Raw genomic sequence first — 23,341 nt, 5'->3', positions numbered from 1 at the left:
CTGCTGCGGGCAGGCGTGATCGCGGTGTGGTGGGTGGAGCAGACCCGGCGCGCGCGAGACGGCGACACCGGTGGCACAGCGGGTCATCGGCGGGCGGCATCCCGCCGATGACCCCGGCCGCGGGCCCGTCCGGGGACGGGCCGCGACCGTGTGGGGATCAGACGGCGAACAGCTGCTCGGGGTCGGCGAAGGCCTTGAACTCGAGCGCGTTGCCCGCGGGGTCGAGGAAGAACATCGTCCACTGCTCCCCCGGCTCCCCCTCGAACCGCACGTACGGCTCGATGACGAACCGCGTGCCGGCGGCGGTCAGCCGCTCGGCCAGTGCGCGGAACTCCGGGACGCTCAGCACGAGCCCGAAGTGCGGGACCGGCACGTCGTGGCCGTCGACGGGGTTGGTGCCGGCGACGCCCGCGCGCGGGGTGTCCGACGGCTCGCCGACCTGGTGGGTGACGACCTGGTGGCCGGCGACGTTCCAGTCGGTCCAGCGCTCGGCGGAGCGGCCGCGGGGGAAGCCGAGCAGGGTGCCGTAGAACTCGCGGGCCGCCTCGATGTCGTCCACCGGGATCGCCAGGTGGAACGGCGGGCGCACGGAGGTGACGATCGCGGCGGATTCCGTGGTCGGTGCGGACACAGGGGTACCTCTCATCCTTCGGTGTCGCGCCCGGACGGGATGGCGTCCAGACGCAGGGGGTCCCCGGGCCGGAGCTGGCCGAGGAGGTCGATGTCGGCGTCGGCGACGACGCCGACCACCGGGTAGCCGCCGGTCACGGGGTGATCGGCGAGGAACAGGATGGGCTCGCCCGACGGCGGGACCTGGACGGCGCCGAGCGGCACGCCCTCGCTGGGCAGCGACCGGTCGCCGACGGCGAGGGTGGCGCCGGTGAGCCGGATGCCGACCCGGTCGCAGTGCCCGGAGACGCGCCACGGCGCGCGCCGGAGCAGGGCGCGGTCGGCAGGGCCGAGGACGCCGTCGCGGGGGCCCCAGTGGAACCGGACCCGGGTCGCGGGACCGGGCAGCCGGGGCGCGGCGAGCTCGACCGGCACGGCGGGCGGCTCGCCCGGCACGGGGCCGAGCGGCAGGTCGACGCCCGGGGCGACGGCGGGCGGGCCGAGCCCGGTCAGCGAGTCCCGGGCGCGGGACCCGAGCACGGGGGCGGGTCGGATCCCGCCGCCGACGGCGAGGTAGCTGCGCAGCCCGCGCGGCGGGGTGCCGAGCCGCAGCCGCGCTCCGGCCGGTACCCGCACGCAGCGGGGGTCGGCGACCGGGCGGCCGTCGAGGGTGACCGGGACCGGGGCGCCGGTGACCGCCACCCAGCGCGGCACGTCGAGGACGACCGCGAGACCGCCCAGGGTGACCTCGACGGCGGCCTCTCCGGGCCGGTTGCCGACCAGCCGGTTCGCCGTCGCGAAGGCGGCCCGGTCGACCGGCCCGGACGCGGTGACGCCGAGATGCGCGAGCCCGGGGCGGCCCGGGTCCTGCACGCTGGCGCCCGGCCGGGCGTCGAGCACCCGCAGCCGCGGGCCGGGTCCGGGTCCCGCGGCGGGCGGGACGGTGGCGGCGCGGGCGGGCGGGTCGAGCAGCGCGGTCATGCGGGCACCTCCACGAAGCGGACGCGGTCGCCGAGCCCGAGCCGGTTGGGCGGGGTGGCGTCGACGTCCCAGAGGACCGCCGTGGTCGTGCCGATCTGGTGCCAGCCACCGGGCGTCCCGCCCGGGTAGACCACGGTCTGGTTCCCGGCGATCGCGACGACGCCGGCCTCCACCCGGGGCCGCGGGGTGGACAGCCGCGGCAGCCGCAGCGCGTCGGGGAGCCCGTCGAGGTAGGCGAAACCGGGGGCGAAGCCGAAGAAGCCGACCTGGTGGGTCGCGGCGGCGTGCGCCCGGGCGACCTCGGCCGGGGTGGTCCCGAGCCGGTCGGCGACGGCGGGCAGGTCGGCGCCGTCGTAGCGGACGCCGACCTCGACCGTCCGGGCCGGGGGGACGGGGGCGCCCGCATCGGTGACGGTGGTGGCGGCGGCGCCGACGGCAAGGGTCCGCAGGTGGCGGCGCAGCGCGGCCATCCGGGTGCCGGGGCGCGCGACGACGAGCACGGTGGCCGCGGCCGGGACGACGTCGGTCACCCAGGCGTCCCAGCCGTCGGTCACGGCGCCGTCGGCGACCGCGCGCACGGTCCCGGGGAGGCAGTCCACGATCCAGGACCGGTCGCCGGCGCGGTGCACGGCGGGCGCGGTCACCGGGCCGCCCCTGCGAGCGGGGCCGCACCGCAGCCGATCCCTGCGGCGGACAGGGCGTCGCGGGCGGCGCGGGCCAGTGCGTCGGCGCCGGGGGTGTCGCCGTGCACGCACAGCGCGGCGACCGCGCCGCCGGGCGGGCGGACGCTGACGACGGTCCCGTCGACGGCGGTGACCGTCCCGTCGCGGGCGACCGAGACGGCGCGGGCGGCGGCCTCGGCGGGATCGCGGACCAGGTCACCGGGCCGTCCGCGCGGGACGAGACTCCCGGCCGCGGTGTAGCCGCGGTCCAGGAACGCCTCGGCGCGCGGGCCGAGACCGGCCGCGAGCGCGCGATCCCACACCTCGGTGCCGGGCAGACACAGCAACGGCAGGCCCGGGTCGACGAGCCGGACCGCCTCGACGAGGGCGTCGGCGTGGTCGGGGTGGGTGCCGGTGGCGTGGTAGAGCGCGCCGTGCGCCTTGACGTACCCGACCCGGGTGCCGGCCGCCGCGGCGAACACCGAGAGCGCGCCGATCTGGTAGACGACGTCGTTGACCAGCGTGTCGCGGGCGACGTCGACGAAGCGGCGGCCGAACCCGGCGAGGTCGCGGTAGGAGACGTGGGCCCCGACCGCCACGCCGCGCGCCGCGCAGTCGTCGCAGGTGCGGCGCATGACGTCCGGGTCGCCGGCGTGGAAGCCGCAGGCGACGTTGGCGGCGTCGACGACGTCGAGCAGCGGCCGGTCGTCCGGCACCCAGGCGCCGAAGCCCTCCCCGACGTCGGTGTTCAGCGCGATCACCGCGCGTCCCGTCCGGCCCAGAACGCCGACAGCTCGCCGCGGTCGGCCGACCAGGCCGCGTGCAGGCCGTCCTGGCCGCCGTCGATGTGGGCGAGCACGAGACGGCGGAGCTCGTCGGCGTCGCCGTCGGCCAGTGCCTGGACCATCCCGCGGTGCTCGTCCTGCACACGGTCGTAGGCGCCGGTGCCGTGCACGTAGAACCGGGAGTAGGGCTCCAGGCGGTGGTAGAGCCGGGAGATCAGCTCGTAGCGCAGCGGCAACCCGGCGAGCCGGTACATGTCCAGGTGGAACGCGAGGTTGGTGCGCGACCAGGCGGCGGCACCGGTGTCGGTGACCCGGTCCATCTCACCGGCCATGCCGTCGAAGCGGGCGACGTCGCGCCGCGACACCCGTTCCGCGACGTGCGGGGCGAAGCTGGGCTCGACCATCCGGCGCAGGTCGTAGATCTCGTCGATCTCGGCCAGGTCCAGCTCGGTGACGAAGGTGCCGCGGCCGGGCTCGCTGCGCAGCAGCCCCTCCCCCACCAGGGTGCGCAGCGCCTCCCGCAGCGGGATGCGGCTCACGCCGTAGCGGTCTGCGAGCTCCTCCTGCACCAGCCGGTGACCGGGCGGGTACACGCCCTCCACGATCGCGCGACGCAGGGCGTCGACCAGCGCGTCATCCGATGCCATGCGTTCTGTATACGGTGGATCCAGCGTGTACGAAAGCCCCTGCCGTCGCGCTTAACAGGACCGACACCGCAGAACACACAGCAGGAACACACGGCAGGAGACACGGCAGGAGACACGGCAGGAGACACGGTCGCCGCGGCCGCGGCGGAGTGACCCGGGTCGCCCCGACATGACCGCGGAGCCCGCGGCCGCCACGATGGTGCGCATGGCCCGACCCGACCACGCCGTCTTCTTCAAGCGCTCGTTCTCGAAGATGGACCAGCTCGCGACCCCGTTCCTGACCGGGCGGCGGCTGTGCCGCCAGCTCGCCGGGGTGGTGCCGCGCGGCACGAACGGCGTCGTCGTCGAGCTGGGGGCGGGGCCGGGCGTGCTCGCCGAGCCGATCCGCGAGCGCCTCGGCCCGCACGCGCGCTACCTCGCGATCGAGATCGACGAGGAGCTGGTCGCCCACCTGCGCCGGCACAAGCCGTGGCTGGAGGTCGTGCAGGGCGACGTCGCCGACCTGGACCGGATCCTCGACGAGGCCGGCATCACCGAGGTCGACGCGTTCGTCTCGACCCTGCCGTGGGCGGTGTTCCCGCAGACCCTGCGCCTGCAGGTCATGGGGACGATCGCGCGCCAGCTGACCCCGGGCGGGGTGATGAGCATGATCATCACCTGGATGGCGCTGCCGAACCGCGTGCGGGTGCTGCGCGACCTGCTCGACACCCACTTCGACGAGGTCGTGGAGACCGCGACCGAGTGGCGCAACCCGCCGCCCGCCCGCACCTTCCTGTGCCGGCGACCGCTCCCCCAGTTCAACTCCCTCGGCGGGCAGGACACTCGCTCGGCGAGCTGACATGGTCGTCCCGCCCGGGGTCGCCGCCGCCGTCCCGCTGGCCGTCGTCGAGCGGCAGGGCACCGTCGAGTCGGTGCACCTGGGCACCGTGGCGGTGCACCACCCCGACGGCACCGTGACCGGCCACGGCGACCCGGACGTGGTGTTCCTGCCGCGCTCGGCGCTCAAGCCAGTGCAGGCGGTCGCGATGCTGCGGGCCGGGCTGGACCTCGACGGAGAGCTGCTCGCGCTGGCCTGCGCCTCGCACTCCGGCGAGCCCGACCACGTCGACGGTGTGCGGCGCATCCTCGCCGGCGCCGGACTCGACGAGACCGACCTGGACAACACCCCGGACCTGCCGCTGGGGACGGCGGCCGCCGCGGACGCCCGCGCGGCGGGGACGTCGCCGTCGCCGGTGCTGCAGAACTGCTCGGGCAAGCACGCCGGGATGCTCGCCGCCTGTGTGGCCGCGGGCTGGCCGACGGCCGGCTACCGCGATCCCGCGCACCCGCTGCAGCGGCTGGTCCGGGACACCGTCGCCGAGCTGACCGGGGTGCCGGTCGGGGTCACCACCGTCGACGGCTGCGGCGCGCCGCTGTTCGGCAGCACCCCGGCCGGGCTGGCCCGGGCCTTCGCGACGCTCGCGACGGCCGCCCCGGACACCGTCGAGGGGCGGGTCGGGGCCGCGGTCCGCGCGCACCCGTGGTGGGTCGGCGGCACGGACCGGCCGGTGACCCGGCTCGCCGGCGCGGTGCCGGGCCTGGTCGCCAAGGACGGCGCCGAGGGCGTGCTGGCCGCGGCGCTGCCCGACGGGCGGGCGTTCGCCGTCACCGTGCTGGACGGGTCGCCGCGGCCGCTGCCGGTCGTCGCCCGCGCGGTGCTGGAGTCCCTCGGCGCCGGGTCGGCCGCGCTCACCGGGGCGACCCGGACCGACGTGCTCGGCCACGGCACGCCCGTGGGCGCGGTCCGCGCGCTGCTCTGAGCCGCCCGCCCCGCTCCGGGGACACCCCGGCCCCCCGCTCCTGCGCGGGCACCGGGTCAGCCCGCGCCGCCCGTACGCGCGTGGTCCGCGGCCCGGCCGAGGCGGGCGGCGACCGCGTCGAGGTGCTCGACCAGCTCGACCGGTTCGACCACCTCGAAGTCGACGCCGAAGAAGCACAGCCACACCGCCAGCGACTCCAGCGTCCAGGCCCCGGCCGCGAGCTCGCAGCGGTCCCCGCCCAGGTCGGTCACGATCCCCGACGCCGGGGTGACGTGCTCGGCGATCCGCTCCGCCGGGGCGTGGAACACGATTCGCGCCCGGTGCGGGTAGGCGCCGGAGGAGATGCCGCGCTGGGCGAACGCGGCGATCCCGCCCTCCGGTTCCGGGCGCGGGGTGAAGCGCGGCCCGGCCGGCAGCTTCGGGCGCATCCGGTCCACCCGGAAGGTGCGGCGGTCGTCGCGGCCGGTGTCCCAGGCGACGAGGTACCAGCGGCGCCCGGTGTGCACGAGCCCTTCCGGCTCGGCGACGCGACGGGTCTCGGTCCCGTCCCCCGCGACGTAGTCGAACCGGAGGACCTCGTGGTCGCGGCAGGCGGCGGCCAGCGCGGACAGCACGTCCGCGTCGACGGTCGGGCCGCGCGCGGCGAGTGTCGAGGTCGCGGTGCCCAGCGCGGCGACGCGCCGGCGCAGCCGGTTCGGCAGGACCTGCTCCAGCTTGGCCAGGGCCCGGACCGAGGTCTCCTCGATGCCCGAGACCGACCCGCCCGCGGCGGTCCGCAGCCCGACCGCGACGGCGACGGCCTCGTCGTCGTCGAGCAGCAGGGGTGGCAGCGCGGCCCCGGCGCCGAGCCGGTAGCCGCCGGTCACCCCGGGTGTGGAGTGCACCGGGTAGCCGAGGGTGCGGAGCTTGTCGACGTCGCGGCGGACGGTGCGCACGTCGACCTCCAGGCGCTCGGCCAGGGCGGGCCCCGTCCAGTCGCGCGGCACCTGCAGCAGCCCGAGCAGGCGCAGCAGCCGCGCCGATGTCCCCATCACGACGACCAGTGTGCCCCCGATCGCGGTCGGTTCCTGTCCTGGATGCGGGTCGGCGAGCCCGCCCCGACCCCGGGGTGCCCGGACCGGCCGTCTACGGTCGCCGCCGTGGACACGAGCGAGCGGGTCGGCCGGTACGTGCGGATGGTGGCCCTGGAGGGACAGGGGACCGAGCTGGCGGGCGCGCTGTTGCGGGTCGCCGACGACATGGCCGCCCAGCCCGGCTGCCTCGCCTACGTCGTGAACGCCACCCCCGACGAGCCCGACGTCGTCTGGGTCACCGAGATGTGGTCCGACGCCGCGTCGTCGGAGGCGGCGCTGAGCCGCGACATCGGCGAGAGCGGGCTCGGCGACGTGCTGGCGCTGCTCACCGCGCCGCCGGACTACATCGAGGTCACCCCGCTCGGCGGGCCCGGCCTGGCCGGCCTGCCCGGCTGAGCGCCGGGCCGGCCGGACCGGCTCAGTCGTGCTGCTCGGGGCGCTCCTTGCGGGCCCGCAGCGACCCGGCGTGCGCGGTCGCCGTCGGGTCGCCCTTGGTCTTGATCAGGCTGGCGACGGTGACGATCGCGAGGATCCCCAGGATCACGACGAGGCTGACCATGGTCGGGATCTCGGGCACGGCCGGTGAGATGTCGACGTGCAGCCAGTGCAGGATCAGCTTCACGCCGATGAACGCGAGGATGACCGCGAGCCCGGCCGACAGATAGACCAGCCGGTCCAGCAGGCCCTTGACCAGGAAGAACAACGCCCGCAGACCGAGCAGCGCGAAGGCGTTGGCGGTGAAGACGATGAACGCCTCCTGCGTCACCCCGAACACCGCGGGGATCGAGTCCAGCGCGAACAGCAGGTCGATGCCGCCGATCGAGACCAGCACGATGAACATCGGGGTCGCGACCCGGCGGCCGTTGTCCCGGGTGAACAGCTTCCCGCCGTGGTACTCCTCGGTGACCGGGAAGAGCTTGCGCGCGCCCTTCACGACCATGTTGTCCTCGATGTCGGGGTCCTCGTCCTTGTGCCGGTAGAGCTGCACCGCGGTCCACAGGAGCAGCAGACCGAAGACCAGGAACATGAACGAGAACAGGTTGAGCAGCGTCGCCCCGACCGCGATGAAGATCGCACGCATGATCAGGGCGAGCACGATGCCGAAGGTCAGCACCTTGTGCTGGTGCTCCTCCGGGACCGCGAACGTCGTCATGATCACGACGAAGACGAACAGGTTGTCGACCGACAGGCTCTTCTCGACGATGTAGCCGGTGAAGTACTGGGTGCCGAAGTCCCAGCCGTGCATCGTCGCGAACACCAGCCCGAACACGATCGCGATCGCGATGTAGAACACCGACCACGCGGTGGCCTCGGTGAATCCCACCCGGTGCGGCCGCAGCCAGCCCAGGACGAGGTCCAACGCGAGCAGCGCGACGATCACGCCGATCGTGACGGCCCATTCGAGGCCGCTGATCTCGAGCACCGGAGGTCCTCCTGCAGGTCACCGCGCCGGCCACGGTGGCCGGTCGCGGAGCGCACCATATCGGGCAGTCAGGACACCGCGCCCGTCGTGAGGCCGGGCGCGGACGACGATCAGCCCTTCGGACGCGCCGCGAAGACCCCCTCGGCGGGGAACGCGCCGTTCGCCAGAGCAGTCCGGACGAACGCCCCGCCGAGCTCACCGAGCCGCGCGGCCCCGTCGGCGCCGAGTGCCGTCCACGGCGCGGCGCCGAGGTGGTGGGTGTCGTTCTCGATCCGCTTGCGCAGCGCCGTGCCCTCCTCGGTCAGGACCGGTTCGACGGCGTCGTCCCCGGCCGTGTCGGCCGGCTGCAGCAGGCCGCGGTCGGCGAGTCCGGCGACGGCGGCGTTCCACTCGGCGGCCGACCAGCCGCGGCTGCCGCGGGCGAAGGCCACGGTGAACCCGGTGCCCGTCGCGGTCGCGGTGACCAGGGCCTCCAGCCCGGACAGCCCGGCCTCGACCAGCAGCGCGATGTGCCCGTCGCCGCGGTGCTCGCGCAGGATCGACAACGCGTGCCAGAGGACCAGGTGCGGCGCGGTCGGCCAGGGCACGTCGAGGTGCCCGGCGGCGAGCGGACGCCCGTCGGGGGTGACGGCCTCGGCCGCGGTCCGGGCCAGCCCGGCGGCCTCGGCCATCTCCGGCGAGGCGACGGTGTCGTCGCCCAGGGTGCGGCGCAGCGAGGCGTCGGCGACGGCGAACCGGACGTCGAGCAGATCCGAGGGGGACGCCAGCTCCCAGGCCCGCGGGACCGACTTCGCGACCAGCCTCGGGGAGAAGTTGTAGAACGTCGCGGTGACCACCGACGGTCCGACCGCGCCCATGGGCGCGGCGCGCGGGGCGAAGTAGCTCATCCGGCCCGGTTCCAGCCCCGCGGCGGTGTAGGCCGGCTCGGCCTCGACGGCGAAGTAGACCTGGGAGTGCAGTGGCTCCAGCCCTCGGGCGAGACGCCCGGCGGCGACGGCGGTGTCGTTCATGACCGCGACGCTAGTCGGGAGGATCGGAGGATGCCGAGCAGTGCCGGCTCACCCACACGGACACACTCTGCGTGACATGATCATCACGCAAAGTGTCTCCCGGCTAGCGTGGCCGGGCCATGCCCCCGCCCCTCGACGACCGGCCCGCGGACCCGCCGCTCCCCGCGTCCGGCCCCGCCGCACCGGCTGCTCCGCCGGCCCCGCCGGTCCCGCCGGTCCCGTCCGACGGCGGCCGGCGCCCGGCGCACCGGCCGGCGCCCGTGGCCCGCCGACGGCTGCGCGACCTGCTCCGCACCCCGGTCCAGATCCTCGCGACGACCGCGGCCGGGGTCGGTCTCCCGCTGCTGGTACTGGACGCGGCCTGGCGGCTCGGGACCGACCTGACCAGGCCGGCGTACCTGGTCGTCGTCGCGGCACTGGTCATGACGGCGACGACGGTGTGGCTGGAGGGCCTGCGCGCACTGCGCCCGTACCGTCCCCCGGCAGCACCCGCCGCGCCGTGGCCGCCCGCGGTGCTGGTCGTCCCGGCGTACCTGCCGAACGAGGCCGGGACCATCCTCGACACCGTCTCGCACGCCCTGGCCCAGGACTATCCCGGTCCGCTGACCGTCGTCGTCGCCTACAACACCCCCGGGCCGCAGCCGGTGGAGGCGCAGCTGCGGACCCTCGCCGCGGCCGACCCGCGGCTGGTCGTCGTCGAGGTGGCGGACTCCACCACGAAGGCACAGAACGTCAACGCGGCGCTGCGGGCCGCCGACGGCGAGGTCACCGGCATCCTCGACGCCGACCACCACCCGGCACCCGACGCGCTGCGCCGGGCCTGGCGGGCGCTGTCGCACGGTGCCGACGTCGTGCAGGGGCACTGCAGCGTCCGCAACGGCACGGCGTCCTGGGTCGCCCGGACGGTCTCGGTGGAGTTCACCTGCATCTACGGCGTGAGCCACCCCGGGCGGGCCGGGCTGTTCGGGTTCGGCCTGTTCTGCGGCTCCAACGGGTACTGGCGGACCGAGGCGTTGCGCGCGACCCGGATGCAGGCACAGATGCTGACCGAGGACATCGACGCATCGGTCCGCGCGCTGCTGGCCGGGCGGCGCTGCGTCGTCGACCCGGGCCTGCTCTCGCGCGAGCTCGCCCCGCTGACCGTGCGCGCCTGGTGGCACCAGCGGCTGCGCTGGGCACAGGGCTGGTTCCAGGTCTCGCGCCGGCACCTGCGCACCGCGCTGCGCACCCGCGGGCTGCCCGCGCGCGCCCGGCTCGGACTGCTGTTCCTGCTCGGCTGGCGGGAGCTGTGCCCGTGGGTGACCCTGGCGATGGTGCCGGTGCTGGCGTTCGGCCTGCACCACCACGGCCCCGGCGATGTCGTGCCGCTGCTGCTCGCGACGACGGTCTACACCCTCGCCGTCGGCCCGGGCCAGACGCTGCTCGCCTGGCGGGCGGCGCCGCCGGAGCTGCGCCGGCCCGGCTGGTTCCTGGGGTACCTGCTGCTCTCCCCGCTCTACGTCGAGCTGCGCAACGTCGTCGCCCGGGTCGCGCAGCTGCGCGAGCTCACGGGCGACCGGACCTGGGTCATCACCCCGCGGCAGGGGCGCTGAGGGCACGTCACGCCGTCCGGGCCTACACCTAGGCGTTCACCCGCCGAGCGGCGCCACGATCGCGAACCGCTCACGCGGAATCCGCCGCGGCGGTCCGACCGGGCTGCTACCGCTTCGCCCGTGCAGCGCGACACGGACCATTCCACCGCCACGAACCATTCCACCGGCACGGACCACTCCACGGCAGGCGACGGACCCGGCCGGGATCTGAGGGACACCCCTGTTCCGCGAACTCGCTTACCGGGTAAGCGAATTCCGAGAACCGGGTCCCCGGGGCCGTCGCACGGCGGGGCACCGCCGGATCCGGGCGCCACACTCGGCCACGGCAGCCACGGCGGCCACGGCGATCACAGCGGCCAGGGCGATCACGGCGGTCACGGGGCCGGGTCCGAACGGCCAGGCGCGGAGCCCCCGCCGACCCCGCCTCCCGGTGAGGAGGCCGACCGAATTCGCTTACCCGGTAAGCGAGTTCGGCGGGAGACCCCTCCGGGGAGCCCCGGCCCCACCACCGGGCCGGAGGAGGACCGGCGGACGCGAGCCGAGACCGCGGAGGCGCTCGGACCGCTCCTCGCCCGAGCGGAGCTGCTCGGCTTCTACCGGATCCGCTCCGTCGCCGAGCGCTTCGGGCTGACGGTGCACGAGTACACGGTGCTCGCCGAGCTGCTGCTCGCCCGCCGTGCCATGACCGGCGCCGAGGTCGCGGAGACCGTGGGACTCGCCACCGGGGGGACAACCCGGCTGCTCGCGCGGCTGGAGGAGCGCGACCTGATCGAGCGCGAGCCGGACCCCGACGACGGTCGCCGGCTGCTCGTCCTGGTGACCACCCGGGCCCACGAGATCCTCTGGGGCGACGTCACCGACACCGGTGCCCGGCGGATGGTGACCGGCGTCCCGGCGGAGTGGGTCGACTGGTTCCGGCCGGTGGCCGGGCGGATCCTCGACGTCGCCGTGCGCCGGACCCAGGAGATGCGCGACCGTGAGCACCGGGACCAGGTCCGACGACGGCGGCATCAGCAGCGGGCCGCGGAGCACTGAGGCGCGCGGCACGGGGGACACGGCACCGGGGGTGCGGCCCGTCGCGGCTCAGTCCGACCGCGCCCACCCCGTGCTCCGCTGCACCGCGCGGCGCCAGTTGTCGTGCTCGCGGCGGCGCAGGCCGGGGTCCATCGTCGGCTCCCAGGCGGCCGCCCGATGCCAGTTGCGGCGCAGCACCTCCGGGTCCGGCCAGTAGCCGACGGCCAGGCCGGCGGCGTAGGCCGCGCCGAGCGACACAGCCTCCGAGCCCAGGGGACGTTCCACCGTGAGGTCCAGGACGTCGGCGACGCACTGCATGAGCAGGTGGTTCGCGGTCATGCCGCCGTCGACCTTCAGGCGGGTGACGGGCAGGCCGGAGTCGGCGTTCATCGCGTCGAGCACCTCGCGGGTCTGCCACGCGGTCGCCTCCAGCACCGCGCGGGCGAGGTGTCCGCGGTGGATGTAGGAGGTCAGGCCGACGATCACGCCACGGGCGTCGGGGTACCAGTGCGGGGCGTAGAGACCGGAGAAGGCGGGGACGACGTAGCAGCCGCCGTTGTCCGGGACGGTCAGTGCGAGCGTCTCGATCCGGGCCGCCGTGGAGATCATGCCCAGCGCGTCGCGGAACCACTGCACCAGCGAGCCGGTCATCGCGATGGAGCCCTCGAGCGCGTAGACCGGGTGGCCACCGAACAGGTACCCGACGGTCGGGATCAGCCCCGCCTCCGAACCCGGGATCCGCGAGCCGGTGTTCTTCAGCAGGAACGCGCCCGTCCCGTAGGTGCACTTCGCCTCGCCGGGCGCGAAGCAGGTCTGGCCCACCAGCGCCGCCTGCTGGTCGCCGAGCGCACCGGCCACCGGCACCCCGTCCAGCAGGCCCGCGCACCGGCCGTAGACGCGGGCGTTCGGGACGATGGTCGGCAGCATGCCCCGCGGCACCCGCAGCGCCGAGCACAGCGCGTCGGACCACTCCAGCGTGCGCAGGTCCATCAGCATCGTGCGGCTGGCGTTGGTGACGTCGGTGACGTGCACGCCGCCGTCGGGGCCGCCGGTGAGGTTCCAGATCAGCCAGGACTCCATCGTCCCGAACAGGACCTCACCGCGTTCCGCGCCCTCGCGCGCGCCCGGCACATGGTCGAGCAGCCACTGCAGCCGCGGTCCGGCGAAGTACGTCGCCGGGCCGAGCCCGCTGATCCGGGCCCAGCGGGCGGCGTCGGTGTCGGCGGCGAGCCCGGCGACGATGTCGGTGGTCCGGGTGTCCTGCCAGGTGATCGCCCGCGCCAGCGGGACCCCGGTGCGCCGGTTCCAGATCACCGTCGTCTCGCGCTGGTTGGCGATACCGAGCGCGACGACGTTCTCCGGGCCCAGCCCGGCCCGGCGCAGCGCCGCGGGCACCACCCGGGTCACCGCCCGCCAGATCTCCGACGCGTCGTGCTCGGCGCGGCCCGGGCTCGGGAAGTGCTGCCGGTGCTCGCGCTGGGCGACCGCGACCATCCGGCCCGAGCGGGTGAACAGCAGGCAGCGCGTCGACGTCGTCCCCTGGTCGATCGCGGCCACCACCCGCTCCCCCGCCGACAGGCCGCTCACGTCAGCCCCTCCAGCCCGTCGGCGATCTCGGCGGCCGCGGCGACCAGCTCGACGACGACCTCCGGCCGGGCGCGGCCGTCGGCGGCGAACAGCTCCTCGACCGGGGCGCCGACCCCCAGCGCCGCGACGGTCAGCCCGCCCCCGCTGCGCACCGGCACCGCGAGCCCGCCGACGCCCGGCTCCCAGCCGCCGGCGTCGGCCGCCCAGCCGCGCCGCCGCGTCGCGGTCATCTCGCGGGCCAGCGCCGCCGGGTCGGTCACGGTCGCCCGGGTCCAGGCCGCCAGCGGCTCGACCGCCCGCACCGATGCCGGCGCGAACGCCAGCAAGCACCGCCCCCACGCCGTCGCGTGCAACGGCTGGGTGGTGTTGGTCCGCAACCGCTGCGGCGTGTCGTCGGGCCGGAACACGTGGTGCACCACGTCGACCCCGGCGCCGTCGGCGGACGGCACGCCCAGGTAGACCGCGCAGCCGGTGCCAGCCGCCAGCGCGTCGGCCCAGTTCATCGCCCGCGCGCGCAGGTCGTGCCGGTCCCACGGGGTGCCCAGCCGCCCCAGCCCCTCGCCCAGCAGGTAGCGGCCCGACGACTCCTGCGCCACCAGGCCCTCCTCCCGCAGGGTGCGGAGCAGCCCGTGCGCCGTCGGGCGCGGCAGGTCCAGCGCCGCCGCCAGCTCGGCCAGCGCCAGCGGACGCCCCGCGCCGCCGAGCAGCCGCAGCAGCGCCGCCGCCCGCTCCACCGACTGGATCGCCCGTGCCACGCAGCGATCGTAGGCCGTCCGGGGGCCCGGCGGACTCGATCATGGGCCGATCGACCCGCAACGTTCGGCATCGTCGAACGGATCGCGTTGCCCGCCGGCGCGCACGCTCCTAGCGTCGCGCAGCACATGGCGGGGCCGCCCGGTCCCGCGAGGGGGACTCACCAGGAGGGGGTTCGATGACGAGCTCCGAGACCAGCGCGGGCGATCCCGCACCCGCGGCAACGACCACACGGGAGACCACACGGGCGACCCCGGCGACCGCCGAGAAGGCGCCGTCGCTGCTCGGCGAGCTGAGTGCCGAGTTCGCCGGGACGATGATCCTGATCCTGTTCGGCGTCGGCGTCGTCGCACAGGTCGTGACCACGCCCGACGGCAGCAACGGCGGGCACGACTCGATCGCCTGGGCCTGGGGATTCGGCGTCATGCTCGGCGTCTACGTCGCCGGCCGGATCTCCGGTGCACACCTCAACCCGGCCGTCACGCTGGCCTTCGCCGTGTACGAGGGCTTCCCGTGGCGCAAGGTCGCCCCGTTCGTCCTGGCCCAGACCCTCGGCGCGTTCGTCGCGGCGCTGATCGTCCGGTTCGTCTACGCGGACTTCATCCGCTCGGTCGACCCGAACCTGACCGAGACCCAGGGCATCTTCTCGACCTCGCCGGGCACCCCGACGACGATCACGACGGCGTTCTTCGACCAGGTCGTCGGCACCGCGATCCTGGTGTTCGTGATCTTCGCGCTGGTCCACCCGCGCAACAAGGGCCCGCTGGCCAACATGGCCCCGTTCATGATCGGCATCCTGGTGGTGGGCATCGGCATGGCCTGGGGTGCGAACGCCGGCTACGCCATCAACCCGGCCCGCGACTTCGGGCCGCGGCTGGCCTCCTGGATCACCGGCTACGACACCGCCTGGGTGACGAGCGACGGCACGCCCTACTGGTGGCTGCCGATCGTCGCGCCGGTGATCGGTGCTCTCGTCGGCGGCGGCCTGTTCAAGCTGCTGATCGACCGGTACATCCCCGTCGAGGACGCTCCGCAGGAGGTCGGCGACATGCGCTGAGCGCACCCACCGCTCCCATCCCCGATCCACCCGCTCGAGACACACAGGAGAACTCATGGCCGAGTTCGTCGGCGCCGTCGACCAGGGCACCACCTCCAGCCGTTTCATGATCTTCGATCACGGCGGCAACGAGGTGGGACGCCACCAGCTGGAGCACGAGCAGATCCTGCCGCAGGCCGGCTGGGTCGAGCACGACCCGATCGAGATCATCGAGCGCACCAACACCTGTCTCCAGCAGGCGCTCACCAAGACCGGGCTGACCGCGTCCGACCTGGTCGCGCTGGGCGTCACCAACCAGCGCGAGACCACCGTCGTGTGGAACCGGCGCACCGGGCGCCCGTACTACAACGCGATCGTCTGGCAGGACACCCGCACCGACCGGATCGCGACCGCGCTCGACCGCGACGGCCGCGGCGACGTCATCCGTCGCAAGGCAGGCCTCCCGCCCGCCACCTACTTCTCCGGCGGCAAGATCCAGTGGATCCTGGAGAACGTCGACGGCGTCCGCGAGGCCGCGGAGAACGGCGACGCGGTCTTCGGCAACACCGACACCTGGGTCATCTGGAACCTCACCGGTGGCGCGAACGGCGGACTGCACGTCACCGACGTGACCAACGCCAGCCGGACCATGCTGATGGACCTCGAGACCCTCGACTGGGACGACGAGCTGCTCGGCTTCTTCGGCATCCCGCGGCAGATGCTGCCGGAGATCAAGCCGTCGTCGTCGGCGACCGCGTTCGGCAAGACCCTCGCGAACGGTCCGCTCGGCGGCGAGGTCCCCATCACCGGTGACCTCGGCGACCAGCAGGCGGCGACCGTCGGCCAGGTCTGCTTCGCCCCCGGCGAGGCCAAGAACACCTACGGCACCGGCAACTTCATGCTGCTCAACACCGGCACCGAGCTGGTCCGCTCGGAGTCCGGCCTGCTCACCACGATGTGCTACCAGTTCGAGGGCGAGCGCCCGGTCTACGCGCTGGAGGGATCCATCGCGGTCACCGGCTCGGCCGTGCAGTGGCTGCGCGACCAGCTCGGCATCATCTCCGGGGCCTCGCAGTCGGAGTCGCTGGCCCGCCAGGTCTCCGACAACGGGGGCGTGTACTTCGTGCCCGCGTTCTCCGGCCTGTTCGCGCCGTACTGGCGTTCCGACGCCCGCGGCGCGATCGTCGGCCTGTCCCGGTTCAACACCAACGCGCACCTGGCCCGGGCCACGCTGGAGGCGATCTGCTACCAGTCCCGCGACGTCAGCGACGCCATGACCAAGGACTCCGGGGTGACCCTGGAGACGCTCAAGGTCGACGGCGGCGTCACCCAGAACGAGCTGTGCATGCAGATCCAGGCCGACGTGCTGGGCGTGCCGGTCTCGCGGCCGGTCGTCGCCGAGACCACCGCGCTCGGTGCGGCGTATGCGGCCGGGCTGGCCGTCGGGTTCTGGAAGAACACCGACGAGCTGCGGGAGAACTGGAACGAGGCCCGGCGCTGGGAGCCCACCTGGTCGCAGGAGCAGCGCGACGAGGGCTACGGCCGCTGGAAGAAGGCCGTCGAGCGGACCCTGGACTGGGTCGACGTCGAGTAGGACCCCCGTCCGGTGTCGCCCTCACCACACGTGGGGGCGACACCGGGCACACCCGCGATCGGACGGGTGTTCACCGGGTACTCCCCGGCGGGACACCCGCGAGCAGGAACCACTCAGGAAGGTCTGATCATGAAATCGGTGGCGCTCTCCCCGGAGGCCCGTACCACGGCGCTGCAGGCGATGGGCGACCGCGAGCTGGACGTGCTCGTCGTCGGCGGTGGCGTCGTCGGCACCGGCGCAGCCCTCGACGCGGCCACCCGCGGTCTGACGACCGGACTGGTCGAGGCCCGCGACTTCGCGTCCGGCACGTCGAGCCGTTCCTCCAAGCTCATCCACGGCGGCCTGCGCTACCTGGAGATGCTCGACTTCCGCCTGGTGGCCGAGGCCCTGCAGGAACGGGGCCTGCTGATCCAGACCCTCGCGCCGCACCTCGTGCGTCCGGTGCCGTTCGTCTACCCGCTCAAGCACCACGTGTGGGAGCGCTTCTACGCCGGCGCCGGCGTCGCGCTCTACGACTCGCTCGGGCTGCTGTCGGGTCGGGCCCGCGGCCTGCCGCACCACCGGCACCTGACCCGTCGCGGCGCCCGCAAGGTCGTGCCGTCGCTGCGCAAGGACGCACTGGTCGGGGCCCTGGAGTACTACGACGCCCAGGTCGACGACGCCCGCCACACCATGGAGATCGCCCGCACCGCGGCCGCCTACGGTGCGCACGTGGCGACCCGGGCCCGCGTCGTCGGGCTGCTGAAGGACTCCGGCCGCGTGATCGGCGCGACCGTGCAGGACCTGGAGTCCGGCGACCGGTTCGACGTCCGCGCCAAGGAGGTCATCAACGCCACCGGGGTGTGGACCGACGACACCCAGGGCCTCGCCGGCGAGCGCGGCCAGTTCAAGGTGCGCGCATCCAAGGGCATCCACCTGGTCGTCCCGCGGGACCGGATCCGTGGTGACGCCGGGCTGATCCTGCGCACCGAGAAGTCGGTGCTGTTCGTCATCCCGTGGGGCCGGCACTGGATCATCGGCACCACCGACACCGACTGGGACCTGGACAAGGCGCACCCGGCGGCGAGCGCGGCCGACATCGAGTACCTGCTCGCGCACGTCAACGAGGTGCTGGAGCAGCCGCTGACCCACGAGGACGTCGAGGGCGTCTACGCCGGTCTGCGCCCGCTGCTGCACGGCGAGTCCGAGGCGACCTCGAAGCTGTCCCGCGAGCACGCCGTCGCCACCCCGGTACCCGGGCTGGTCGTCGTGGCCGGGGGCAAGTACACGACCTACCGCGTGATGGCGCGCGACGCGGTCGCTGCCGCCGTGCACTCGCTCGACGCGAAGGTGCCCGCCTCCTGCACCGAGAAGATCCCGCTGCTCGGCGCCGAGGGCTTCACCGCGCTGCGCAACTCCACCCACCAGCTGGCCGCGCGCAGCGGTCTGCACCCGGTGCGGATCGAGCACCTGCTCGGCCGGTACGGCTCGCTGATCGACGAGGTTCTCGACCTCCTCATCGCCGACCCGACCCTCGCCGAGCCGCTCACCGGCGCGGAGGACTACCTGCGCGCCGAGGTCGTCTACGGTGCCTCGCACGAGGGCGCGCGGCACCTGGAGGACATCCTGGCCCGCCGCACCCGGATCTCGATCGAGACGTTCGACCGGGGCGTGGGTGCCGCGGAGGAGACCGCGAAGCTGGTCGCCCCGGTCCTGGGCTGGAACGACGAGCAGATCGCCCGCGAGGTCGACCACTACGTCAAGCGGGTCGAGGCCGAGCGGGAGAGCCAGAAGATGCCCGACGACGCCACCGCCGACGCCGCCCGCCTCGGCGCGCCGGACGTGGTCCCGGTCGTCGGCTGAGCACCGCCGTCCTCGCGTGAGCGGACCCGAGCGGACCCCGGACGGGCGCTACGTCGTCGTCCGGGGCCGCCGGTGGCGCGCGACCGACCCGGCGATCCCCGACGACGTCCGGTCCGCGCTGCAGCAGCACCTCGGGAAGGCCCGCGCCGAGATCGGAGCGGGGCGGCGGACGGGCGACGACGACCGCGTCGCCGCCGCCAGGACGCGGGTGTCCGCCGCCAAGCACGGACTCGGCGAGCGCGGCACCCCCTGGTGGGACCTCGACGACGACGCCCGCCGCGAACGCTGGGAGACCGCGCTGCGCGACCTGGCGGACTGATCGCCACGGACGGCCCCTCGTCGAGGACCGGACCTGTCCGCGATCGGTCCTATCGTCGTTCCCGTCGGACCGGGATCGCCCGGTCCGCGGACCCGAGAGGCGGCCCCGGATGAACGCCACCGACGAGAAGCAGGCCCTGACCGGCGAACGTGCCGAGCTGATCAGCACCCTGGAGCGCCACCGCGGCTTCCTGCTGCAGACCGCCGACGGCCTGACCGAGCAGCAGGCGCGCACCCGCAGCACGGTCAGCGCGCTGACGATCGCCTCGCTGCTCAAGCACGTCGCGGACACCGAGGAGCAGTGGTTCCGCTTCGCCGTCGAGGGCGCCGCCGCGTTCGGCGAGGTCGACGTCTACAACGACTCCGTCGACTGGGACGCCGTCGACGCCGAGGCCGACGCCAACGGCGGCGACTGGTCCGCCTCCGGCGAACAGTGGGTGGACACCCGGTTCGTCCTGGCCGACCACGAGACCCTGGAGCACCTGCGGGCCCGGGTCGAGCAGGTCGCCGCACGCACCGAGGAGGTCCTGCGCACCGCGGACCTGGACAGCGCACACGCCCTGCCGGTCGCCCCCTGGTTCGAGCCGAACACCTCCTGGTCGGTGCGCCGGGTCGCGATCCACGTGCTCGCCGAGATCAGCCAGCACGCGGGCCACGCCGACATCATCCGCGAGGCGATCGACGGCGCCCGGACGATGGGCTGAGCCCCGGGCACGACGGCCCGTGGGCACCGGCGCGGCGGCGGCCGGGACGACCCGGGCGAACGTCGCCGAACGGATCCCGGGCGGGTTCGACGCATGCGTGCCGACCCGCCCACCGTCCCTTCCGCCGGCAGCCGGGTCGGCGCAGGATGGCGCCGTGACCCGCTCCCCCGCGATCCCACGGTGACGGCCGCGGCGCTGCTGCCGCCGCTGACGGCGCTCCGGCTGTTCACGACGTGGCGGTTCGCGCCCCTGCTGCTCGGGACGACCGCCGCGGCGGCGGTGGGCTACGGGGTCGCCGCCCGGTCCCGCCCGGGGTGGTCCCGGAGCCGTGCCGTCGCGTTCGGCGCCGGGCTGGTCGTCACCGTGCTGGCCGGGTCGTCGTTCGTCGGGGTGTACGACGACACGCTGTTCTGGGTGCGCGCCGTGCAGAACCTGCTGCTGCTCATGGTGGTACCGATGCTGCTCGCGCTCGGCGCGCCGCTGACGCTGCTGGCGGCGAGCGTGCCCCGGGATCGGCGGCCGGCCTGGCGCCGGGTGCTGCGCTCCCGGGCCGCGCGGCTGCTGACCGGCCCGTTCGCGGCGACCGTACTGCTCGTCGCGCCCCTGATGGTCCTGTATCTCACCCCGCTCTACGTCGCGACCCTGCGCGACGGCGTCGTGTCCGGTGCCGTCGGAGCGGGTCTCGTGGTGTGCGGGTTCGTCTACTTCTGGACCCGGCTGCGGATCGACCCGACGCCAGCGTCGACGCCGTACCCGGTGACCCTGGTGCTCACGATCGCCGAGATGGTCGGCGACGCCGTGCTCGGGATCGTGCTGTGGCTGGGCCCGACCCTCGCGGCGGCGTACTACCTGGGGCTGCACCGCGGCTGGGGGCCGGACCCGCACATCGACCAGGTGCTCGGCGCCGGGGTGCTGTGGATCGGCGGCGACGTGGTCGGGCTGCCGTTCCTCGGGGTCGTGCTGTGGCTGTTCTCCCGGGAGGACGCACGCCGGGCCCGCGCGACCGACGCCGAGCTCGACGCGGCCGAGGCCCGCGCCGCCGAGCTCGGCGCCGCACGGACCCGCGCCGCCGAGGCCACCGGGTCCGACCCCGCCGCGGAGCCCGCCCCGTCCCGGCTGTGGTGGCAGGACGACCCGCAGCTCGCCGACCGCTTCCGCCCCCGCACCTGACCGGGCCGAGGGGCCGGGGTTACGTTGCGGCGGTGGCGGACCAGGTGAGCATCGCAGACATCGAGACGGCGGCGGAGCGGATCGCCGGGGGCGTGGTGCGCACCCCGACCGTCCCTTCCCCCGGGCTGTCCGCGGCCCTCGGCGCCCCGGTGCTGCTCAAGCTGGAGCACCTGCAGCGGGCCGGGTCGTTCAAGCCGCGCGGGGTGCTGGCCAAGCTCGCGTCGCTGACCGGCGACGAACGCGCCGCCGGGATCGTCGCCGTCTCCGGCGGGAACCACGGGCTCGCCGTCGCCGAGGTCGCGGGTGCGGCCGGGGTCGACGCCGTCGTCGTGATGCCGGAGAACGCGCCGGCCCGCTCGGTGACCGCGGCCCGCGCGGCCGGGGCCGACGTGCGGCTCACCCCGGACATCGCGGCCGCGTTCGCGCTGGCCGGGGAGCTGCAGCGGGCCGGACGGACGCTGGTGCACCCGTTCGACGACCCGGTGATCGTCGCCGCTCAGGGCACCGTGGGGCTGGAGCTGGCCCACGACGCGGTCGCCCTGGGGCAGCCGCCGACCGACGTGCTCGTCTCCGTCGGCGGTGGGGCGCTGGTCTCCGGGATCGCGGTCGCGGTCCGCGCGTTGCTGCCCCGCGCCCGGGTCTGGGGGGTGGAGACCGTCGGCGCGGAGTCGATGTCGACGGCGCTGGCCGCCGGCGGCCCGACCCCGGTGACGATCACCTCCGCGATCACCACGCTCTCGGCGCCGTCGGTGTCGCAGCTGACCTACGACCACGCCCGCGCGCTGGTGCACGAGGTCCTCGTCGTCGACGACGCCGAGGCCGTCCGTGGCACCCTCGCCCTCGCCGAGCACGCCGGGATCTGGGCCGAGCCGGCCGCGGGCTGTCTGGTCCCGGCCGCCCGCCGGATCGTCGAACGGCACCCGGACGCCCGGCTCGCCCTGGTGGTCTGCGGCGCCAACGCCGACGTCGCCGACGTGGTCCGCGCCGCCGCGCAGCCGTGACGACCGGTGGTGGAGGCCAGCATCCGCGAGGCGGGCGTGACACTCCACCACCGGCGATCACCGCGGGATGACCGCGTGCGTCCGGGGCGTTGACGCGGGCGTGGAGCGGACCGGGGTCGTGGTGATCGGCGCGGGCCAGGCGGGCCTGTCGACGGCGGCCGGGCTGCGGCGCGGCGGGCTGGAACCGGGCCCCGGGTTCGTCGTGCTCGACGGCGAGGACGGCCCCGGCGGCGCGTGGCGGCACCGCTGGCCGACGCTGCGGATGCGCACGGTGAACGGCGTCCACGACGTCGCCGGGATCCGCTCCGGCTTCGACGACCCCGGCGCCGACCCCGACCTGCCCGCGCGGGACGCCGTGCCGGCCTACTTCGCGCGCATCGAACGCGAGCTCGACCTGCGGGTCGTGCGCCCGGTGCACGTCCACCGGGTGTCCGACACCGGCGGGCCGCCGGCCATCAGCACCGGCGGGCCGCCGACCAACGACACCGCCGGGCCGCTGACCGTCGAGACCGACCGTGGCACCTGGGTCACCGACCACCTGGTCAACGCCACCGGCACCTGGACCCGCCCGTTCGTCCCCGCCTACCCGGGCCTGGCGACGTTCCGCGGCACGAGCCTGCACGCCCGCACCTACCCGGGCCCGGAGACGATGACCGGGAAGCGGGTCGTCGTGGTCGGCGGCGGGATCACCGCGGTGCAGCTGCTGCTGGAGATCGCCCCGTACGCGGCCGCGACGACCTGGGTCACCCGCCGGGAGCCCGAGTGGATCGACACGCCGTTCGGGCCCGAGCAGGGTCGCGCCGCGGTCGCCCGGGTCGAGGAGCGGGTCCGGGCCGGGCTGCCCCCGCGCAGTGTCGTCGGGGTTACCGGGCTGCCGCGCACGCCGGAGGTGCGGGCCGGGATCGCGAGCGGTGTACTGGTCCGCAGGCCGATGTTCGCCCGGGTCGTGCCGGACGGCGTGGAGTGGCCCGACGGCGCTCGCGAGCCCGCGGACGTGCTGGTGTGGGCGACCGGCTGGCGACCCGCGCTGGGTCACCTCGCGCCGCTGCGGCGGCGCGGGCCGGGCGGCGGGATCGTCATGGGCGAGCCGCTCGACACCGGCGTCGTCGCCGACCCCCGGCTGCACCTGGTCGGCTACGGCCCCTCGGCGAGCACGATCGGCGCGGACCGGGCGGGTCGCGCGGCGGCCCGCGACGTCCTGGCGCGGCTACCCGTCGCGACCGGCGCCTGACCCGTCGGCCTCCCGGCCGAGCAGCCGGTACTCCCGGACGACCATCACGATGATCGCGATGTCGAGCGCGGCGAGGAACGGCAGCACGATGGAGTGCGTGTGCCAGGCGTGGACCAGCTCGTAGACGACGAACACCGCCAGGATCGCCACCGCGGGCGGGTAGGCGGGGCGCCAGCGGGTCAGCAGCGCCGCGACCAGGCCGAGCTTGAGCACCCCGTGCAACCCGAGGTAGACGACGACGAAGGTGCGGTCCCCACCGGCGAAGCGGTCGACGCCCTCGGTCAGGTGCCGGGCCAGGGTGCCGTCGGGCGGGCCGATCAGGTCGCGGGCGAGGATCTGCGCGACGACCCGGTGCAGCCAGTCACCCGATACCAGCACCAGCGCGACGGCGCCCAGCAGCTCCGCGGCCCCGTCGATGCCCTTCACGACCAGGGCGACGCGGAACAGCTGCTCGGTACGGCGGGCCGCGGGCGTCGTGGCCGTCGGACCGTCGGACCGTCGGACCGGACG

24 protein-coding genes are annotated in these 23,341 nt (G+C 75.0%); 13 read left to right on the top strand and 11 right to left on the bottom strand.

From position 1 onward, the window contains the following. Positions 1-157: 157 nt before the first annotated feature. Genes Ae331Ps2_RS17050 through Ae331Ps2_RS17030 form a run of 5 tightly spaced genes read right to left on the bottom strand, consistent with a single transcriptional unit; the run spans position 158 to position 3,684 of the window. The gene (locus tag Ae331Ps2_RS17050) at positions 158-631 is read right to left on the bottom strand and encodes a VOC family protein (RefSeq protein ID WP_020625850.1); all 474 of its coding nucleotides are present in this window, start codon (positions 629-631) and stop codon (positions 158-160) included. Positions 632-642: 11 nt separating this feature from the next. Beyond that, positions 643-1,590 (bottom strand): biotin-dependent carboxyltransferase family protein, encoded by a 948-nt coding sequence (locus Ae331Ps2_RS17045; RefSeq protein WP_083695674.1) that lies wholly within the window; start codon positions 1,588-1,590, stop codon positions 643-645. Further along, complete coding sequence (locus Ae331Ps2_RS17040; protein ID WP_158071459.1) at positions 1,587-2,234, bottom strand: allophanate hydrolase subunit 1; 648 nt, start codon at positions 2,232-2,234, stop codon at positions 1,587-1,589. The genes Ae331Ps2_RS17045 and Ae331Ps2_RS17040 overlap by 4 nt, the downstream gene beginning before the upstream one ends. Then, a complete protein-coding gene (locus tag Ae331Ps2_RS17035) occupies positions 2,231-3,010 on the bottom strand; it encodes a LamB/YcsF family protein (protein WP_075312188.1) in 780 nt (259 codons plus the stop codon). The genes Ae331Ps2_RS17040 and Ae331Ps2_RS17035 overlap by 4 nt, the downstream gene beginning before the upstream one ends. Further along, positions 3,010-3,684: a GntR family transcriptional regulator gene (locus tag Ae331Ps2_RS17030; RefSeq protein WP_020626001.1), complete on the bottom strand. Its 675-nt coding sequence runs from the start codon at positions 3,682-3,684 to the stop codon at positions 3,010-3,012. The genes Ae331Ps2_RS17035 and Ae331Ps2_RS17030 overlap by 1 nt, the downstream gene beginning before the upstream one ends. Positions 3,685-3,889: 205 nt before the next feature. Here Ae331Ps2_RS17030 and Ae331Ps2_RS17025 point away from each other — a divergent pair, with 205 nt between their 5' ends. Both Ae331Ps2_RS17025 and Ae331Ps2_RS17020 read left to right on the top strand, forming a co-directional pair. Beyond that, positions 3,890-4,522, top strand: a complete 633-nt coding sequence (locus Ae331Ps2_RS17025; protein ID WP_170918291.1) for a class I SAM-dependent methyltransferase — start codon at positions 3,890-3,892, stop codon at positions 4,520-4,522. Between the two features lies 1 nt (position 4,523). After that, positions 4,524-5,483, top strand: a complete 960-nt coding sequence (locus Ae331Ps2_RS17020) for an asparaginase (protein ID WP_075307780.1) — start codon at positions 4,524-4,526, stop codon at positions 5,481-5,483. A 56-nt stretch (positions 5,484-5,539) separates the two neighbouring features. Here the strand turns inward: Ae331Ps2_RS17020 and Ae331Ps2_RS17015 are convergent, their stop codons facing one another. Next, positions 5,540-6,517: a YafY family protein gene (locus Ae331Ps2_RS17015; RefSeq protein WP_075307782.1), complete on the bottom strand. Its 978-nt coding sequence runs from the start codon at positions 6,515-6,517 to the stop codon at positions 5,540-5,542. A 105-nt stretch (positions 6,518-6,622) separates the two neighbouring features. On the opposite strand from Ae331Ps2_RS17015, the gene Ae331Ps2_RS17010 reads away from it, so the two are divergent. Continuing rightward, positions 6,623-6,952: a putative quinol monooxygenase gene (locus Ae331Ps2_RS17010; protein WP_020623433.1), complete on the top strand. Its 330-nt coding sequence runs from the start codon at positions 6,623-6,625 to the stop codon at positions 6,950-6,952. 22 nt (positions 6,953-6,974) lie between these two features. Here Ae331Ps2_RS17010 and Ae331Ps2_RS17005 read toward each other — a convergent pair whose 3' ends face one another. Further along, the gene (locus Ae331Ps2_RS17005; RefSeq protein WP_075307784.1) at positions 6,975-7,979 is read right to left on the bottom strand and encodes a TerC family protein; all 1,005 of its coding nucleotides are present in this window, start codon (positions 7,977-7,979) and stop codon (positions 6,975-6,977) included. A gap of 110 nt (positions 7,980-8,089) precedes the next feature. Further along, positions 8,090-8,989, bottom strand: a complete 900-nt coding sequence (locus Ae331Ps2_RS17000) for a hypothetical protein (protein ID WP_075307787.1) — start codon at positions 8,987-8,989, stop codon at positions 8,090-8,092. 119 nt (positions 8,990-9,108) lie between these two features. Between Ae331Ps2_RS17000 and Ae331Ps2_RS16995 the strand changes: the two genes are divergently transcribed. Continuing rightward, on the top strand, positions 9,109-10,581 hold the full coding sequence (locus tag Ae331Ps2_RS16995) for a glycosyltransferase (protein ID WP_075307789.1): 1,473 nt from the start codon (positions 9,109-9,111) through the stop codon (positions 10,579-10,581). 633 nt (positions 10,582-11,214) lie between these two features. Further along, entirely contained in the window at positions 11,215-11,616 is a 402-nt protein-coding gene (locus Ae331Ps2_RS16990; RefSeq protein WP_075307791.1) for a MarR family winged helix-turn-helix transcriptional regulator, read from the top strand. Positions 11,617-11,664: 48 nt separating this feature from the next. Here the strand turns inward: Ae331Ps2_RS16990 and glpK (Ae331Ps2_RS16985) are convergent, their stop codons facing one another. Both glpK (Ae331Ps2_RS16985) and Ae331Ps2_RS16980 read right to left on the bottom strand, forming a co-directional pair. After that, positions 11,665-13,182 carry a glycerol kinase GlpK gene (gene glpK / locus Ae331Ps2_RS16985; RefSeq protein ID WP_083695670.1) on the bottom strand — a complete coding sequence of 506 codons (1,518 nt, stop codon included), beginning with the start codon at positions 13,180-13,182 and terminating at the stop codon, positions 11,665-11,667. Next, positions 13,179-13,937, bottom strand: a complete 759-nt coding sequence (locus Ae331Ps2_RS16980) for an IclR family transcriptional regulator (RefSeq protein ID WP_060710959.1) — start codon at positions 13,935-13,937, stop codon at positions 13,179-13,181. The genes glpK (Ae331Ps2_RS16985) and Ae331Ps2_RS16980 overlap by 4 nt, the downstream gene beginning before the upstream one ends. 176 nt (positions 13,938-14,113) lie before the next feature. On the opposite strand from Ae331Ps2_RS16980, the gene Ae331Ps2_RS16975 reads away from it, so the two are divergent. The 8 genes from Ae331Ps2_RS16975 to Ae331Ps2_RS16940 all read left to right on the top strand — a co-directional run bounded on the left by Ae331Ps2_RS16975 (position 14,114) and on the right by Ae331Ps2_RS16940 (position 22,831). After that, positions 14,114-14,992: an MIP/aquaporin family protein gene (locus Ae331Ps2_RS16975; RefSeq protein WP_083695668.1), complete on the top strand. Its 879-nt coding sequence runs from the start codon at positions 14,114-14,116 to the stop codon at positions 14,990-14,992. A 55-nt stretch (positions 14,993-15,047) separates the two neighbouring features. Next, the gene (gene glpK, locus Ae331Ps2_RS16970; RefSeq protein ID WP_075307793.1) at positions 15,048-16,565 is read left to right on the top strand and encodes a glycerol kinase GlpK; all 1,518 of its coding nucleotides are present in this window, start codon (positions 15,048-15,050) and stop codon (positions 16,563-16,565) included. Positions 16,566-16,694: 129 nt separating this feature from the next. Next, a complete protein-coding gene (locus Ae331Ps2_RS16965) occupies positions 16,695-18,407 on the top strand; it encodes a glycerol-3-phosphate dehydrogenase/oxidase (protein ID WP_075307795.1) in 1,713 nt (570 codons plus the stop codon). Between the two features lie 16 nt (positions 18,408-18,423). Next, positions 18,424-18,726, top strand: a complete 303-nt coding sequence (locus Ae331Ps2_RS16960) for a hypothetical protein (protein ID WP_020624847.1) — start codon at positions 18,424-18,426, stop codon at positions 18,724-18,726. 109 nt (positions 18,727-18,835) lie between these two features. Beyond that, entirely contained in the window at positions 18,836-19,429 is a 594-nt protein-coding gene (locus Ae331Ps2_RS16955) for a DinB family protein (protein WP_020624846.1), read from the top strand. Between the two features lie 93 nt (positions 19,430-19,522). Next, the gene (locus Ae331Ps2_RS16950) at positions 19,523-20,599 is read left to right on the top strand and encodes a cytochrome c oxidase assembly protein (protein ID WP_083695666.1); all 1,077 of its coding nucleotides are present in this window, start codon (positions 19,523-19,525) and stop codon (positions 20,597-20,599) included. Positions 20,600-20,643: 44 nt separating this feature from the next. Beyond that, positions 20,644-21,600 (top strand): pyridoxal-phosphate dependent enzyme, encoded by a 957-nt coding sequence (locus tag Ae331Ps2_RS16945; RefSeq protein ID WP_075312194.1) that lies wholly within the window; start codon positions 20,644-20,646, stop codon positions 21,598-21,600. 67 nt (positions 21,601-21,667) lie between these two features. Beyond that, entirely contained in the window at positions 21,668-22,831 is a 1,164-nt protein-coding gene (locus Ae331Ps2_RS16940) for an NAD(P)-binding domain-containing protein (RefSeq protein ID WP_075307797.1), read from the top strand. Here the strand turns inward: Ae331Ps2_RS16940 and Ae331Ps2_RS16935 are convergent. Then, on the bottom strand, positions 22,808-23,278 hold the full coding sequence (locus tag Ae331Ps2_RS16935) for a DUF2127 domain-containing protein (protein ID WP_075307799.1): 471 nt from the start codon (positions 23,276-23,278) through the stop codon (positions 22,808-22,810). The two genes, Ae331Ps2_RS16940 and Ae331Ps2_RS16935, sit on opposite strands and share 24 nt — an antisense overlap. Positions 23,279-23,341: the final 63 nt, after the last annotated feature.

Origin of the sequence: Pseudonocardia sp. Ae331_Ps2 (assembly GCF_001932405.1) — a bacterium.
Taxonomy (GTDB): Bacteria; Actinomycetota; Actinomycetes; order Mycobacteriales; family Pseudonocardiaceae; genus Pseudonocardia.
This window is presented reverse-complemented; position numbering and strand designations above follow the sequence as displayed.

Coding starts and splice junctions, on each gene's coding strand:
- Ae331Ps2_RS17045 (WP_083695674.1), bottom strand. CDS start 1,590: ATGACCGCGCTGCTCGACCCGCCCGCCCGCGCCGCCACCGTCCCGCCC.
- Ae331Ps2_RS16940 (WP_075307797.1), top strand. CDS start 21,668: ATGACCGCGTGCGTCCGGGGCGTTGACGCGGGCGTGGAGCGGACCGGG.
- Ae331Ps2_RS17030 (WP_020626001.1), bottom strand. CDS start 3,684: ATGGCATCGGATGACGCGCTGGTCGACGCCCTGCGTCGCGCGATCGTG.
- Ae331Ps2_RS16995 (WP_075307789.1), top strand. CDS start 9,109: ATGCCCCCGCCCCTCGACGACCGGCCCGCGGACCCGCCGCTCCCCGCG.
- Ae331Ps2_RS17000 (WP_075307787.1), bottom strand. CDS start 8,989: ATGAACGACACCGCCGTCGCCGCCGGGCGTCTCGCCCGAGGGCTGGAG.
- Ae331Ps2_RS17025 (WP_170918291.1), top strand. CDS start 3,890: ATGGCCCGACCCGACCACGCCGTCTTCTTCAAGCGCTCGTTCTCGAAG.
- glpK (WP_075307793.1), top strand. CDS start 15,048: ATGGCCGAGTTCGTCGGCGCCGTCGACCAGGGCACCACCTCCAGCCGT.
- Ae331Ps2_RS16955 (WP_020624846.1), top strand. CDS start 18,836: ATGAACGCCACCGACGAGAAGCAGGCCCTGACCGGCGAACGTGCCGAG.
- Ae331Ps2_RS16965 (WP_075307795.1), top strand. CDS start 16,695: ATGAAATCGGTGGCGCTCTCCCCGGAGGCCCGTACCACGGCGCTGCAG.
- Ae331Ps2_RS16975 (WP_083695668.1), top strand. CDS start 14,114: ATGACGAGCTCCGAGACCAGCGCGGGCGATCCCGCACCCGCGGCAACG.
- Ae331Ps2_RS16950 (WP_083695666.1), top strand. CDS start 19,523: ATGCGTGCCGACCCGCCCACCGTCCCTTCCGCCGGCAGCCGGGTCGGC.
- Ae331Ps2_RS17020 (WP_075307780.1), top strand. CDS start 4,524: ATGGTCGTCCCGCCCGGGGTCGCCGCCGCCGTCCCGCTGGCCGTCGTC.